The sequence below is a fragment of the Pseudomonas frederiksbergensis genome (assembly GCF_001952935.1).
GTDB classification, from domain to species: domain Bacteria; phylum Pseudomonadota; class Gammaproteobacteria; order Pseudomonadales; family Pseudomonadaceae; genus Aquipseudomonas; species Aquipseudomonas frederiksbergensis.
In genome coordinates this window covers 3871304-3884638 of the sequence record NZ_CP018319.1, presented here as the reverse complement: position 1 = coordinate 3884638, position 13335 = coordinate 3871304, and the positions used below count along the sequence as shown (strand labels likewise).

Genomic DNA, 13335 nt, shown 5'->3' with positions numbered 1-13335 from the left:
CTTATTTCTCCATCGGCGTGGCTTCGCGGCCGCGCAAGACGATGTCCCAGCGATAACCGAGGGCATAGGAAGGGATGGTTTTTTCCAGGTCGAAACTGGCGATCAAACGCTCTTTGGCGCTGGTATCCGGTACGCAGTTGTAGATCGGGTCATACGCCAGCAGCGGGTCGCCCGGGAAATACATCTGCGTGACCAGCCGCGTCAGAATGCTCGGCCCGAACAGTGAGAAATGGATGTGTGCCGGGCGCCATGCGTTGTGGTGGTTGCCCCACGGATAGGCGCCGGGCTTGATGGTCTGGAATTGGTACCAGCCATCGGCGTCGGTCACAGTGCGGCCAGTGCCGGTGAAATTCGGGTCCAGCGGTGCATCGTGCAGGTCGCGATCATGGTTGTAGCGACCGGCGGCGTTGGCCTGCCAGATTTCCACCAGAATCCCCGGCACCGGCAAACCATCTTCATCCAGCACGCGGCCATGAATGATGATGCGCTCGCCCAATGGCGCGCCCTTGTGCTGGGCGGTCAGGTCGTTGTCCTGCGCTTGAATGCGCTCGGCACCGATGGTCGGACCGGTAATTTCCGACAGCGAATGGGGCAAAAACACCAACGGCTTGGACGGCGAGCGACGGTTGGTGGATTGATAGGCCGGGTGCAGGTATTCCGGCTGGGTGCCCTCTTGCGGGCGGCGGTAACCAGGCTTGTCAGTCATGGAGCTTTCCTCTGTTCTTATTCATCAACGCTACGCGTCAGACCCGTTCGATCGCCAAGGCCAGACCCTGGCCGACGCCGACGCACATGGTCGCCAGACCTTTCTTGCCACCGGTCTTTTCCAGCTGATGCAGCGCGGTCAGGACCAGGCGGGCGCCGCTCATGCCCAACGGATGGCCCAAGGCAATGGCGCCACCGTTGGGGTTGACCTGGGCCGCGTCATCCTCCAGCCCCAGTTCGCGCAGCACCGCCAAACCCTGGCTGGCGAAGGCTTCGTTGAGTTCGATCACGTCGAAATCGCTGACGGCCAGGCCGAGACGCTCGGTCAGTTTGCGCACCGCAGGCACCGGGCCGATCCCCATCACCCGGGGTGCGACACCGGCGCTCGACATGCCCAGCACTTTGGCGCGGGCGGTCAGGCCGTGCTTCTTCACCGCTTCGGCGGAGGCCAGAATCAATGCGGCCGCACCGTCGTTCACTCCGGAAGCATTGCCGGCAGTCACGGTTTTGTCGGGACCATTGACCGGTTTCAGTTTGGCCAGGGTTTCCAGCGTCGTGTCGGCGCGAGGATGCTCATCTTGGCTGACGACACTTTCCCCTTTCTTGTGGGCAATGCGCACTTCAACGATTTCTTCGGCGAAAAATCCTGCGGCTTGCGCGGCGGCTGTCCGTTGCTGACTGCGCAGTGCGAAAGCGTCCTGATCCTCGCGGGAAATTTCGTAATCGTCAGCCACGTTGTCGGCGGTCTGCGGCATCGCATCCACGCCGTATTGGGCTTTCATCAACGGGTTGATGAAACGCCAACCGATGGTGGTGTCTTCCAGCTTCATGTTGCGCGAGAACGCCGCATCAGCCTTGCCCATCACGAACGGCGCGCGGGACATCGACTCGACGCCGCCAGCAATTGCCAGCTCCATCTCGCCACTGGCGATGGCGCGGAACGCGGTGCCGATGGCATCCATGCCCGAGGCGCAGAGGCGATTGAGGGTCACGCCCGGAATGGTTTCCGGCAGGCCCGCCAGCAACAACGCCATGCGCGCCACGTTGCGGTTGTCTTCGCCGGCCTGGTTGGCGCAACCGAGGAACACCTCGTCCACTGCATTCCAGTCCACCGACGGGTTGCGTTCCATCAGCGCCTTGATCGGCACGGCGGCCAGGTCATCAGCGCGAACCGCCGACAGGCCACCGCCGAAACGGCCGATGGGGGTGCGAATCGCGTCGCAGATATAAACGTCACGCATCAGGCTTCTCCGGGTGCTTGGCCGTGGGCGGCGGCGGTGCGGGCTTCCAGATCACGCAGCGCCTTCAGTTCGACTTCGGTCGGCTCGGCGGTGTTTTCAACATGGTCGGCGAAGCGAATCGCCCAACCGGTAGCCGCGGTCACTTGCTCACGGGTCACGCCCGGGTGCAGCGCAGTGACCACGAATTCATGGGTGCCGGCTTCCGGTTCCATGATGCACAGGTCGGTAATGATGCCGACCGGGCCAGCGCCCGGCAGGCCGAGACGCTTGCGCGAATCACCGCCCTCGCCATGGCCGACCGAAGTAATGAAATCGAGTTTGTCGACAAAGGAACGCGCCGACTGCTTGAGGATGATCAACACGCTTTTCGCCGAACCAGCGATCTCTGGCGCACCGCCGGCACCCGGCAGGCGGACTTTCGGCTGATGGTAATCGCCGACCACGGTGGTGTTGATGTTGCCGAAGCGGTCGACTTGCGCGGCGCCGAGGAAACCGACGTCGATGCGCCCGCCCTGCAACCAATAGCGAAAAATCTCACCGGTCGGGACGACAGTGTCAGCGGTTTCCGCCAACTCGCCGTCACCGATCGACAGCGGCAGTACGCTTGGCTTGGCACCAATCGGACCCGATTCATAGATAAGGACTACATCCGGCGAGGAAGTCAGACGCGCCAGGTTGGCGGCTTTCGACGGCAGGCCGATGCCGACGAAACACACCGAACCGTTTTTCAAACGACGGGCAGCAGCGACGGTCATCATTTCATTGGTGGTGTAAGTCATTACTTGGCCTCCGAAGCAGCGGCCAGTTTGGCCTGGAACTCGCTGAAGTCAGCGCAGCCGTGGATGTACTCGTTGATCCACGCAGTGAAGGTTTCACGGTCGCGGGCAATCGGGTCCCAAGCCTGGTAGAAACGGTTATCGCGCTCGTTGTAGCCGTGAGCGTAGGACGGATGCGCACCGCCAGGGACGTGGCAGACCGCACTCAAGGCCCAGGTCGGCAGAACGCAAGAGTTCATCGGTGCATTGAGGTCGTCGACGATTTCTTCGACGGTAACGATGCAGCGCTTGGCGGCCAGTGCGGCTTCTTTCTGCACGCCGAGAATGCCCCACAGCAACACGTTGCCTTTGCGGTCAGCCTTCTGTGCGTGAATCACGGTGATGTCCGGGCGCACCGAAGGCACGGCCGCCAATACTTCACCGGTGAATGGGCAGGTGACGGTTTTGATCAGCGGGTTGACCTTCGGCAGGTCGGAGCCGGCGTAGGCACGCAGCACCGCGAACGGTAGGCCGGAAGCGCCAGCGACGTAGGCATTGGCCAGGTCGGCGTGGCTGTGTTCTTCGATTTCCAGCGCGTGCGGCCACTGTTTCTCGACGGCGTCACGCAGGCGATGCAGCGAACCGACGCCCGGGTTGCCACCCCAGGAGAAAATCAACTTGCGAGCACAACCGGCGCCGATCAACTGGTCGTAGATCAGGTCAGGTGTCATCCGCACCAGGGTCAGGTCTTTCTTGCCCTGGCGAATGATTTCGTGACCCGCCGCCGTAGGGATCAGGTGAGTGAAGCCTTCGAGCGCGACGGTATCGCCGTCGTTGACGAATTGCTTCACCGCGTCGTGCAGCGAAAGGATTTCAGCCATGGGGCAGGCTCCCGTTTTGTTATGAACCGACAGTGGAAGAAAAAAGGCGCGATGCGCAGCGCCGGAATGACTGAAGAGTAAGCCCCTGAAAAACGCCAAACAATCCGATAATCGACTGAGTGTTCGTTTATCGAACACATTGTTGTCTACCTACCGATCCTTAAAAGCATCGCTAGCAGGCTCACTCCCACAGTTGACCGCGTTCCCCTGTAGGAGCGAGCCTGCTCGCGATGAGGGCCGCAAGCTCAACGAAAAATCAGAAGCCTGCCCTCACGTCGCATCCGCATGGCTGACCATGCCCTTGATCACCACCGCCGTGGTCGCCAATGCCGCTGGAATCACCAGCGCTGTCAGTACCTGTTCGAAATTCCAGCCCAGGCCCAGCAGCGTTGCGCCCATCCACGCACCGAGAATCGCGCCGAAGCGGCCAATCCCGAGCATCCACGACACCCCGGTCGCCCGCCCCTGCGTCGGATAAAACCGCGCCGCCAGTGAAGGCATCGCCGATTGCGCGCCGTTGACGCACATCCCGGCCACGAGCACCAACGTCGCCAACAGCGTGATGTTGCCCAGGCTCTGCCCTACCGCGTAGGCAAACACCCCGGCAAACAGATAGAAAATGCCGATAACCTTGTGCGGATTGAACCGGTCCATCGCCCAGCCCACGCCCACCGCGCTCAATACCCCGCCAAACTGGAACAACGCACCGATGAATGCCGACTGCTCCATGCTCGCGCCACTGTCACGCATCAGCGTCGGCAGCCAACTGGTCAGCAGATAAACGATCACCAGCCCCATGAAGTAGGTCAGCCACAGCAACAAGGTGCCCGTGCTGTAGGTGCCGGAGAAGATCACCGCGAACACGTTGCGGGCCTTCACAGTCTTCTGCTCCGGCACGCTGAAGCTGGAAGCCTGGGCGACGACGATTGGATCGATGGGCGCCAGGGTTTTGCGCACTTTGTCAGTGCCGCGATTGCGGACGACGAGGTAGCGTGCCGATTCCGGCAGCCAGAACAGCAATACGACGGCGAGGATCAGCGGCAAAATCCCGCCGATCAACAGCAGACTGTGCCAACCAAAGGCCGGAATCAGTTTCGCGGAAATGAAACCGCCGCCCGCCATGCCGAGGTTGAAGCCGCAGAACATGCTGGTCACCAGCAGGGATTTCTTGCGCTCCGGGGTGTATTCGGACAGCAGCGTCGTGGCGTTCGGCATGCCGGCACCAAGGCCCAGGCCGGTGAGGAATCGCAGCACCAGCAACTGATCGACGTTGGTGCTGTAAGCCGACGCCAGGCTGAACGCGCCAAACAACAGTACCGCCCCTACTAGTACGATTTTTCGCCCGAAGCGGTCAGCCAATGGGCCAGAACCCAGTGCGCCGAAAACCATGCCGATCAGCGCCGCGCTCATCACCGGGCCGAGACTGGCGCGATCGATGCCCCAATCCTGAGACAGGGCGGGCGCGATGAACCCCATGGCCGCCGTGTCGAGGCCATCGAGGAAAACAATCAGGAAACACAGGATCACCACTCGCCATTGGTAGCGCGAAATGGGTTGAGCATTGATGAAGGACTGCACGTCGAGGCAGTTTCCTACAGCAGACTGGGGCTGGTTCATTATTTTTATTCCACGCAAAGAACGCAGTCGGACAGGTGGCAGCCGAGGCTGGCGCTGTCACAAGAAAAGGGGTATCGCGATCAGACGATGCTGTTCCGGCAGAGAAACCGATGGGAACAGCGACAGTCGGGAAACGTACGCATGGGAGGTGCCTCTTCTCATTATTATTGGGGGCCTCGCTCGGCAATGGAGCGAGAACAGCAGCGCCGGATGACGCTGCCGCGACATTAATGAGCCAAGGGAAAGAGCGTCAATTCGATAAACGCGACTCTGTGCGTTTATCGAACAGCTTAGGCAAAGAGTTGCGCGCTGAGGTCGCGGCTCGCGCTTAGAAGGCCGGGCAGGAAACGTTGTTCCAGCTCATTGCGGCTGACTCGGCCGGCGTGGGTACTGACATTGAGCGCCGCGACCACTTGGCCGGAAGCGTCGTACACCGGAACGGCAATCGAGCGCAAACCTTGTTCCAGTTCCTGATCGACGATGCACCAGCCTTGCTGCCGCACCTCTTGCAGGCATTCGAGCAACGCCTCGGGGGTGTGCAAGGTTCGGCTGGTCTTGGCTTGCAGCTCGGCATGGTCGAGGTACTCGCCCAGTGATGTATCGTCCAGCGCCGCGAGAAGAATCCGACCCATCGAAGTGCAATAGGCAGGCAGTCGTCCACCGACCGACAGATCGACGGAAATCAGTCGCTGGGTGGTGGCCGAACGAGCGATGTACAAGATGTCATCGCCTTCCAGAGTGGCCATGTTGCAGGCTTCATGAAGTTGTTCGCTCATGCGGTCCAGATAGGGCTGTGCGGAAACCGCCAAGGGCGTCGAGGACACGTAGGCATGGCCAAGGGTCAGCACTTTAGGCAGCAGCGAATAGGTTCGACCGTCGGTGGTGGCGTAGCCGAGTTTGATCAGCGTGTGTAGGCAACGTCGCACAGCGGCGCGGGGAATTTCCGTACGGTGGCTGATCTGGGCGATGGTGAGGTGACGTTTACGCTCCTGGAACGCTTGCACCACGGCCAGGCCTCGAGCCAGGGATGTCATGAAATCCGGGTCGCCGGTCAGTGCCTGGATCCGCTTGGCGGGCGAGGCAACGATCGGCGGCGCCACTGAAGCGAAGGAATTGCGCATTTGATCGTTCATATAAGGTCCTTTTCCCACACGGTTCAGCGGCTATTACAAGCGGCAGCCGGTCCCTCACACAACCCCGGACAGGCAAGACTGTTCGATTATCGAACCGTCGACCGATAATCGCAATCGGATCAGCCCGAATAGTGAACGGGCTTGCACCTGTTTTTACACTGGCTGTGACGCTGACTAAAAGGGTCGATGTAATTGTCCTAACTTGTTCGACTTCATGGCGCCAGAAAAGACATCACTGTAACGCCGGGCGGCAGAGCCACCTAGTTAGCCGCATAAAGTTGTGAGTAACAAAACAATCACACATCAAGACCTACTTTTAACTCCTTGGCGATAGTGTTCTTCAGATCGACCGCTATAATGAAATTCAGTGGTAACCGGTTTTTACTTGCCGATTCCGCCACCCGGTAGCGCGATGTTCCATCGCCGTTGCCCTCAGCAACCACCTGATACTCATTTCAAATGCGTCGCCAGGTGTTCGCTGAAACAGGAAACTGATGCTACGTCAGCTGTTTATCTCTGGTGCCGTGGCCGCCTGCAACATGGAAGTAATTGATCGCAACGCCGTAAAAAATGATGCCTTCACGGGCCTTGTTCCATTCGACGAGCGTGATCAAATACATTTGATGCAGTCGTTTCACCAGAATTTATCTCAACTCAATCAGGTAGCACTGTGACGAAAGACGAACTGCGCGCGGAACTTGAGCGCCAGGAACAACGTTACAAGGAAGTTTACGGCGGGGAAGTCACCACCTACGCCGCTCAGCCCGAACCGGAACGCAAACCCTGGCGTAAACGCGCCACCGTTCAGGATCAGGCTTTCACTCAAGAATTGCAGAAAATGGAAAAGGAACTCAAAGCCGAGGAGCCATGAGCCCTCGGCCTGAATCCTTACAAGGGTCTGCATCTGCACCCGTTAAAAGCGGGATGTATCGATGACGCCTTTCGCGCCCGCTACCAGCGGGCAGCGGCCACCTCACCCACCGGATGAGGTAAATGGCGCATGTCTGGCCCTCTTTTCAGAAATTTCACACAAGCGTTAAAACCTCGTGCTCTTACGAGAGAACGCCGTGTGGCTGCGGTCTTTTCAAAGAAATTCAATGACTTGCAAAACCCAGTAAAAACCTGGGGCTTGGGCTGTTGCCGCAAATTAATTCGTTGAAGAATGTTACCGATGAGCACCTAGTGCATCGATTAGCAGTCTTTTCTGGCATAATCGCGCCCCCTTACGACCGGGTCAGAAAACCTTCATGATCGATTTATTCAGCGGACTAGATGCTTGGGTGCTTGTGAGCCTCTTGCTCGCCCTGGCCTTTGTCCTCGCCTTCGAGTTCATCAACGGCTTTCATGACACCGCTAACGCGGTGGCCACTGTTATCTACACCAAAGCCATGCCGCCCCATCTGGCGGTGTTCTTTTCCGGTGTGTTCAACTTTCTCGGCGTGCTGCTGGGCGGTGTCGGCGTGGCGTATGCCATCGTCCACCTGCTACCGGTAGAACTGCTGATCAATGTGAACACCGGTCACGGGCTGGCCATGGTGTTCTCGCTGCTCGCCGCCGCTATCACCTGGAACCTGGGCACCTGGTACTTCGGTATCCCGGCTTCCAGCTCCCATACGCTGATCGGGTCGATCCTCGGTGTCGGCCTTGCCAACGCCTTGATCAACGAGATTCCGTTGGCTGATGGCGTGAACTGGCAGAAGGCAATTGATATCGGAGCGTCCCTGGTATTCTCGCCAATGGCGGGCTTCCTGGTCGCAGCTCTGATATTGATCGGCCTTAAATGGTGGCGTCCGCTGTCGAAGATGCACAAGACACCGGAGCAGCGCCGCAAGATCGATGACAAGAAACACCCGCCGTTCTGGAACCGCCTGGTACTGGTTATCTCGGCCATGGCCGTGAGCTTCGTGCACGGTTCCAACGATGGCCAGAAAGGTATCGGCCTGATCATGCTGGTGCTGATCGGTATCGTGCCGGCACAGTTCGTACTCGACCTGGGCAGCACGACTTACCAGATCGAACGGACTCGCGACGCGACCCTGCACCTGAGCCAGTTCTACAAGCGCAATGCCGATACGCTGGGTGAGTTCCTGGCCCTGGGCAAAAGCGTGGAAGGCGATCTGCCGGAGAAATTCCGTTGCAACCCGCAACAGACCGAACCGACCATTACCGCCCTGCTCGGCACCCTTAAAGGTGTAGCGGACTACCACTCGCTGCCGTCGGAAAGCCGCATCGAAGTGCGTCGCTACCTGCTCTGCCTGGACGACACGGCGAAGAAAGTCAGCAAGCTGCCTGGTCTCGCTGCCCGTGAAAAGGCTGACCTGGACAAGCTGCGCAAAGACCTGACCACTACCACCGAATACGCTCCGTTCTGGGTGATCCTGGCAGTCGCCCTGGCCCTCGGCCTGGGTACCATGGTGGGCTGGAAGCGCGTGGTGCTGACCATCGGCGAGAAGATCGGCAAGCAGGGCATGACTTACTCCCAAGGCATGTCGGCACAGATCACGACCGCGAGCCTGATCGGCATGGCGAACATCTTCAGCCTGCCGGTTTCCACCACCCACGTGCTGTCCTCGGGCGTGGCCGGCACCATGGTCGCCAATAAAAGCGGCCTGCAAGGTGGCACCGTCAAAACCATCCTGCTGGCCTGGGTCCTGACCCTGCCAGCCACAGTGACCCTGTCGGCCGGCCTGTTCTGGCTGGCGTCGAAGGCACTGGGCAGCTGATACATCGCTGCAACGAAAAAGGCGCGTTCCGTGAGGTTCGCGCCTTTTTATTGCCCGCCGGAAACTCAAAACACCACATAGATCGTTCCCACGCTCTGCGTGGGAATGCCTCAAGGGACGCTCCGCGTTCCAGCTCTCGAAAGGGACGCGGAGCGTCCCGGGCTGCATTCCCACGCAGAGCATGGGAACGATCAATAAATCGCAGACAAAAAAAAGGGCAACCGAAGTTGCCCAAAATGCCTTGCGTGCTCATTGCTTCCAGAAAGATCTACGGCTTGCGCTTATGCGAATCCTTCCAGATAAAAAATCCAAACCCTGCAAAAAACAGAACCATGAGGCCGACTGTCAGCACTCCGGCGATCACCACGTTGTCGAAAAACATGACTGGCCTCCTGCAATTGCCTTGTTGCGATGGGGCTAAGTTAACCAATCAGGCAGGAGAAGAAATTGACCGGGATCAATGTCGCCCGAGACTGGGCGTAAAGGAGGGGAAATAACTGACCTGCATCAATCAATGCAGGGTGTTTCAACGCTTTTTCGGTTTGTTCTTCGGCTTTTTCTTCGCTTTACCCAACGGCATGGCGTGCTCGAATGCCTGGCGCACTTCGTTCAGGCGCTTTTCATTAAGGTCATGAACCCGCTTGGCGCGTTCGGCGTTGAGGTCGATCAGCTTGTCGTCTTGGCTCATGGTGTTCAGTGCATCGCTTGGAATGAAATTCAGTTGCCGTATGTGCAGGCAGGGATGTGCCAATAATGCGGTCTGATGGCAGCGCTGACCAGCCGTGAGCTCAAATCTGGATATCGACCCACAACCCCTGCCGTGGCTGATCTTCCATCAATGGCGCCACCGGCACGGTATTGTCGGCGTTGAGCTCATCACCGGGAATCGCCAGGTGCTCTTCAGGATCTTCATCGGCTTCACGGCGACGCTTTTGTTGTTCCTGCTTGCGGCGCTGTTCCTCGCGCAGCTGAAACGCCGCCTCCTGCGGATCGCGCTGTTGCAGGTCGATGGTGCTTTCGTTGGAGCTTTCTTGCACCGGCACCACGGGTGGAATATCCGGCCGTTGGCGAATCGGATCCTGCTGTGAGGTGATTGGCACGGCACTCAAGGGGAGTATCGGTGGCAGCATAATTATTAGTCTCCTGTCAGCAGGCTGTCGGCTGCGGGGATGGCGACTTGAGCCATCGGTCGCAAACTGTGACCCGTTTGGCACGAATAGGTGCCCCGACCTGCAAGCGTTGCATCGTTGGACTAACGTAAGACTGCGAGTTTTTATGAGAGTCCTTTGGCCCTGAAGCCCTCATTCCGTTAAGATAGCCCGCTTTTTCAAGGTGGGAGTCAGGCAGCATGGCGCAGCAGTATCAACCGGGGCAACGCTGGATCAGTGACAGCGAAGCCGAGCTGGGTTTAGGCACCGTTCTGGCACAGGACGGCCGCTTGTTGACCGTGCTCTACCCGGCCACTGGCGAGACTCGCCAGTACGCGCTACGGAATGCGCCCCTCACCCGCGTGCGGTTTTCGCCGGGTGACTCGATCACTCACTTCGAAGGCTGGAAACTGACCGTACAAGAAGTCGACGACGTCGACGGCCTGCTGGTTTACCACGGCCTCAACGGGCACAACGAAGTGGTTACCCTGCCGGAAACCCAACTGTCGAACTTCATCCAGTTCCGTCTGGCCAGCGATCGTTTGTTCGCCGGGCAGATCGACCCGCTGGCCTGGTTCTCCCTGCGATACAACACCCTGGAACACACCAGCCGCCAATTGCAGTCCGCGCTTTGGGGCCTCGGTGGCGTGCGTGCGCAACCCATCGCGCACCAGCTGCACATCGCCCGTGAAGTCGCCGACCGCATTGCACCGCGGGTTTTGCTGGCAGACGAAGTGGGCCTGGGTAAAACCATCGAAGCCGGTCTGGTGATCCATCGCCAACTGCTCTCGGGCCGCGCCAACCGCGTGCTGATCCTGGTTCCGGAGAACCTGCAGCACCAGTGGCTGGTCGAGATGCGCCGCCGCTTCAACCTGCAAGTTGCGCTGTTCGACGAAGAACGCTTCATCGAAAGCGATGCCGCCAACCCATTCGAAGACACCCAACTCGCGCTGGTTGCACTCGAATGGCTGGTGGAAGACGAGAAGGCCCAGGACGCGCTGTTCGCCGCCGGTTGGGACCTGATGGTCGTCGACGAAGCGCACCACCTGGTCTGGCATGAAGACAAGGCCAGCCCTGAATACTCGCTGGTTGAACAACTGGCCGAAGTCATTCCCGGCGTCCTGCTGTTGACTGCGACCCCGGAACAACTGGGTCAGGACAGCCACTTTGCGCGTCTGCGCCTGCTCGATCCGAACCGTTTCCATGACTTGCACGCCTTCCGCGCCGAGAGCGAAAACTATCGCCCAGTGGCCGAAGCCGTTCAGGAGCTGCTGGACAAGGGCCGCCTGTCGCCTGAAGCGCACAAGACCATTCACGGTTTCCTCGGCAACGAAGGCGAAGCGCTGCTGACCGCCGTCAACGATGGCGACATCGAAGCCAGCGCCCGTCTGGTCCGCGAACTGCTCGACCGCCACGGCACCGGCCGTGTGCTGTTCCGCAACACCCGCGCCGCCGTGCAGGGATTCCCGGAGCGCAAGCTGCATCCGTATCCGCTGCCTTGCCCTGACGAATACCTCGAACTGCCGCTGGGCGATCACGCCGAGCTGTACCCGGAAGTCAGTTTCCAGGCCCAGCCGGACGCCAATGAAGAAGAACGCTGGTGGAAATTCGACCCGCGCGTCGAATGGCTGATCGACACACTGAAGATGCTCAAGCGCACCAAAGTGCTGGTGATCTGCGCCCACGCCGAAACCGCCATGGACCTGGAAGACGCCCTGCGCGTGCGCTCCGGCATCCCGGCCACGGTCTTCCACGAAGGCATGAACATCCTCGAGCGTGACCGCGCCGCCGCCTACTTCGCCGACGAAGAATTTGGCGCGCAAGTGCTGATCTGCTCGGAAATCGGCAGTGAAGGTCGTAACTTCCAGTTTTCGCACCACTTGGTGCTGTTCGATCTGCCTTCGCACCCGGACCTGCTGGAGCAGCGTATCGGTCGTCTGGACCGGATCGGCCAGAAGCACATCATCGAACTGCACGTGCCGTATCTGGAAACCAGCCCGCAACAGCGCCTGTTCCAGTGGTACCACGAAGCGCTGAACGCGTTCCTCAATACCTGCCCGACCGGCAACGCCCTGCAGCATCAGTTCGGCCCGCGCCTGCTGCCGCTGCTGGAAAATGCCGACGACGGCGAGTGGCAAGCGCTGATCGACGAAGCCCGCGCCGAGCGCGAGCGCATGGAAGCCGAGCTGCACACCGGCCGTGACCGCTTGCTGGAACTCAATTCCGGCGGTGCTGGCGAAGGTGATGCACTGGTCGAGGACATCCTTGAGCAAGACGACCAGTTCGCCCTGCCGATCTACATGGAAACCCTGTTCGACGCCTTCGGAATCGACAGCGAAGACCATTCGGAAAACGCGCTGATCCTCAAGCCGAGCGAAAAAATGCTCGACGCCAGCTTCCCGCTGGGCGACGACGAAGGCGTGACCATCACGTACGACCGCAATCAGGCGCTGTCTCGCGAAGACATGCAGTTCATTACCTGGGAACACCCGATGGTTCAGGGCGGCATGGACCTGGTCTTGTCCGGTTCCATGGGCAATACCGCCGTGGCACTGATCAAGAACAAGGCGCTGAAGCCTGGCACCGTATTGCTCGAACTGCTCTACGTCAGCGAAGTGGTTGCGCCGCGCTCGCTGCAACTGGGCCGTTACCTGCCGCCGGCCGCCCTGCGTTGCCTGCTCGATGCCAATGGCAACGACCTGTCGGCCCGGGTGTCGTTCGAAACCCTAAACGATCAGCTGGAAAGCGTGCCGCGTGCCAGCGCCAACAAGTTCATCCAGGCCCAGCGCGATCAGCTGACGCCACGGATCAACGCCGGCGAAGAGAAGATCTTCCCGCGTCACGCCGAGCGCGTGGCTGAGGCACAGCGTCGCCTGGCCGCCGACACCGACGAAGAACTGGCGCGCCTGACCGCGTTGCAAGCGGTCAACCCGACGGTGCGCGACAGCGAACTGGTCGCCTTGCGCAAGCAACGCGAGCAAGGCCTGGCCATGCTCGACAAAGCGGCGCTGCGACTGGAAGCGATTCGGGTGTTGGTGGCGGGCTAAGTCCCCTGCTCTGCCCCGTTAAAACAAAGAAGGCCCGCAGCAATGCGGGCCTTTTTTTGGTTCTTCTGATCGTTCCCACGCTCTG

General features: G+C 59.8%; 14 protein-coding genes. 4 read left to right on the top strand and 10 right to left on the bottom strand.

What is annotated here, in order from left to right:
- Position 1 precedes the first annotated feature (1 nt).
- The 7 genes from pcaH to PFAS1_RS29550 all read right to left on the bottom strand — a co-directional run bounded on the left by pcaH (position 2) and on the right by PFAS1_RS29550 (position 6775).
- Positions 2–706: a protocatechuate 3,4-dioxygenase subunit beta gene (pcaH, locus tag PFAS1_RS18060; protein WP_076029999.1), complete on the bottom strand. Its 705-nt coding sequence runs from the start codon at positions 704–706 to the stop codon at positions 2–4.
- 37 nt (positions 707–743) lie between these two features.
- Positions 744–1949, bottom strand: a complete 1206-nt coding sequence (gene pcaF / locus PFAS1_RS18055) for a 3-oxoadipyl-CoA thiolase (protein ID WP_198044984.1) — start codon at positions 1947–1949, stop codon at positions 744–746.
- The gene (locus PFAS1_RS18050; protein WP_074874182.1) at positions 1946–2725 is read right to left on the bottom strand and encodes a CoA-transferase subunit beta; all 780 of its coding nucleotides are present in this window, start codon (positions 2723–2725) and stop codon (positions 1946–1948) included. Before PFAS1_RS18050 ends, pcaF begins: the two co-directional genes overlap by 4 nt.
- Positions 2725–3582, bottom strand: a complete 858-nt coding sequence (locus PFAS1_RS18045) for a CoA transferase subunit A (RefSeq protein ID WP_007947285.1) — start codon at positions 3580–3582, stop codon at positions 2725–2727. The genes PFAS1_RS18050 and PFAS1_RS18045 overlap by 1 nt, the downstream gene beginning before the upstream one ends.
- 270 nt (positions 3583–3852) lie before the next feature.
- Positions 3853–5199, bottom strand: a complete 1347-nt coding sequence (pcaK, locus tag PFAS1_RS18040; RefSeq protein WP_074874177.1) for a 4-hydroxybenzoate transporter PcaK — start codon at positions 5197–5199, stop codon at positions 3853–3855.
- A gap of 290 nt (positions 5200–5489) precedes the next feature.
- Positions 5490–6332, bottom strand: a complete 843-nt coding sequence (gene pcaR, locus PFAS1_RS18035; RefSeq protein ID WP_059407993.1) for a pca regulon transcriptional regulator PcaR — start codon at positions 6330–6332, stop codon at positions 5490–5492.
- Between the two features lie 296 nt (positions 6333–6628).
- Positions 6629–6775, bottom strand: a complete 147-nt coding sequence (locus tag PFAS1_RS29550; RefSeq protein ID WP_156886730.1) for a hypothetical protein — start codon at positions 6773–6775, stop codon at positions 6629–6631.
- Between the two features lie 51 nt (positions 6776–6826).
- Here PFAS1_RS29550 and PFAS1_RS29545 point away from each other — a divergent pair, with 51 nt between their 5' ends.
- From PFAS1_RS29545 to PFAS1_RS18025, 3 genes are all read left to right on the top strand, one after another.
- On the top strand, positions 6827–7006 hold the full coding sequence (locus tag PFAS1_RS29545; RefSeq protein WP_156886729.1) for a hypothetical protein: 180 nt from the start codon (positions 6827–6829) through the stop codon (positions 7004–7006).
- Positions 7003–7203 (top strand): hypothetical protein, encoded by a 201-nt coding sequence (locus PFAS1_RS18030; protein ID WP_007935837.1) that lies wholly within the window; start codon positions 7003–7005, stop codon positions 7201–7203. Before PFAS1_RS29545 ends, PFAS1_RS18030 begins: the two co-directional genes overlap by 4 nt.
- Positions 7204–7579: 376 nt before the next feature.
- On the top strand, positions 7580–9055 hold the full coding sequence (locus PFAS1_RS18025) for an inorganic phosphate transporter (protein WP_076029997.1): 1476 nt from the start codon (positions 7580–7582) through the stop codon (positions 9053–9055).
- A 268-nt stretch (positions 9056–9323) separates the two neighbouring features.
- Here PFAS1_RS18025 and ccoM read toward each other — a convergent pair whose 3' ends face one another.
- From ccoM to PFAS1_RS18020, 3 genes are all read right to left on the bottom strand, one after another.
- Positions 9324–9437 (bottom strand): cytochrome c oxidase subunit CcoM, encoded by a 114-nt coding sequence (gene ccoM / locus PFAS1_RS30230; protein ID WP_010462558.1) that lies wholly within the window; start codon positions 9435–9437, stop codon positions 9324–9326.
- A gap of 144 nt (positions 9438–9581) precedes the next feature.
- Entirely contained in the window at positions 9582–9743 is a 162-nt protein-coding gene (locus PFAS1_RS29755; protein ID WP_095128014.1) for a hypothetical protein, read from the bottom strand.
- A 100-nt stretch (positions 9744–9843) separates the two neighbouring features.
- Positions 9844–10185, bottom strand: coding sequence for an aspartate-semialdehyde dehydrogenase (locus tag PFAS1_RS18020; RefSeq protein WP_076029996.1), 342 nt, complete (start codon positions 10183–10185; stop codon positions 9844–9846).
- Between the two features lie 218 nt (positions 10186–10403).
- Here PFAS1_RS18020 and rapA point away from each other — a divergent pair, with 218 nt between their 5' ends.
- Positions 10404–13250 (top strand): RNA polymerase-associated protein RapA, encoded by a 2847-nt coding sequence (rapA, locus tag PFAS1_RS18015; RefSeq protein ID WP_076029995.1) that lies wholly within the window; start codon positions 10404–10406, stop codon positions 13248–13250.
- Positions 13251–13335 lie beyond the last annotated feature (85 nt).

Excerpts from the sequence above, each read along its gene's own strand:
- pcaK (WP_074874177.1), bottom strand. The coding sequence starts at position 5,199 with ATGAACCAGCCCCAGTCTGCTGTAGGAAACTGCCTCGACGTGCAGTCC.
- PFAS1_RS18045 (WP_007947285.1), bottom strand. The coding sequence starts at position 3,582 with ATGGCTGAAATCCTTTCGCTGCACGACGCGGTGAAGCAATTCGTCAAC.
- ccoM (WP_010462558.1), bottom strand. The coding sequence starts at position 9,437 with ATGTTTTTCGACAACGTGGTGATCGCCGGAGTGCTGACAGTCGGCCTC.
- pcaR (WP_059407993.1), bottom strand. The coding sequence starts at position 6,332 with ATGAACGATCAAATGCGCAATTCCTTCGCTTCAGTGGCGCCGCCGATC.
- pcaH (WP_076029999.1), bottom strand. The coding sequence starts at position 706 with ATGACTGACAAGCCTGGTTACCGCCGCCCGCAAGAGGGCACCCAGCCG.
- PFAS1_RS29545 (WP_156886729.1), top strand. The coding sequence starts at position 6,827 with ATGCTACGTCAGCTGTTTATCTCTGGTGCCGTGGCCGCCTGCAACATG.
- PFAS1_RS18025 (WP_076029997.1), top strand. The coding sequence starts at position 7,580 with ATGATCGATTTATTCAGCGGACTAGATGCTTGGGTGCTTGTGAGCCTC.
- rapA (WP_076029995.1), top strand. The coding sequence starts at position 10,404 with ATGGCGCAGCAGTATCAACCGGGGCAACGCTGGATCAGTGACAGCGAA.
- PFAS1_RS18050 (WP_074874182.1), bottom strand. The coding sequence starts at position 2,725 with ATGACTTACACCACCAATGAAATGATGACCGTCGCTGCTGCCCGTCGT.
- PFAS1_RS29755 (WP_095128014.1), bottom strand. The coding sequence starts at position 9,743 with ATGAGCCAAGACGACAAGCTGATCGACCTCAACGCCGAACGCGCCAAG.
- PFAS1_RS18020 (WP_076029996.1), bottom strand. The coding sequence starts at position 10,185 with ATGCTGCCACCGATACTCCCCTTGAGTGCCGTGCCAATCACCTCACAG.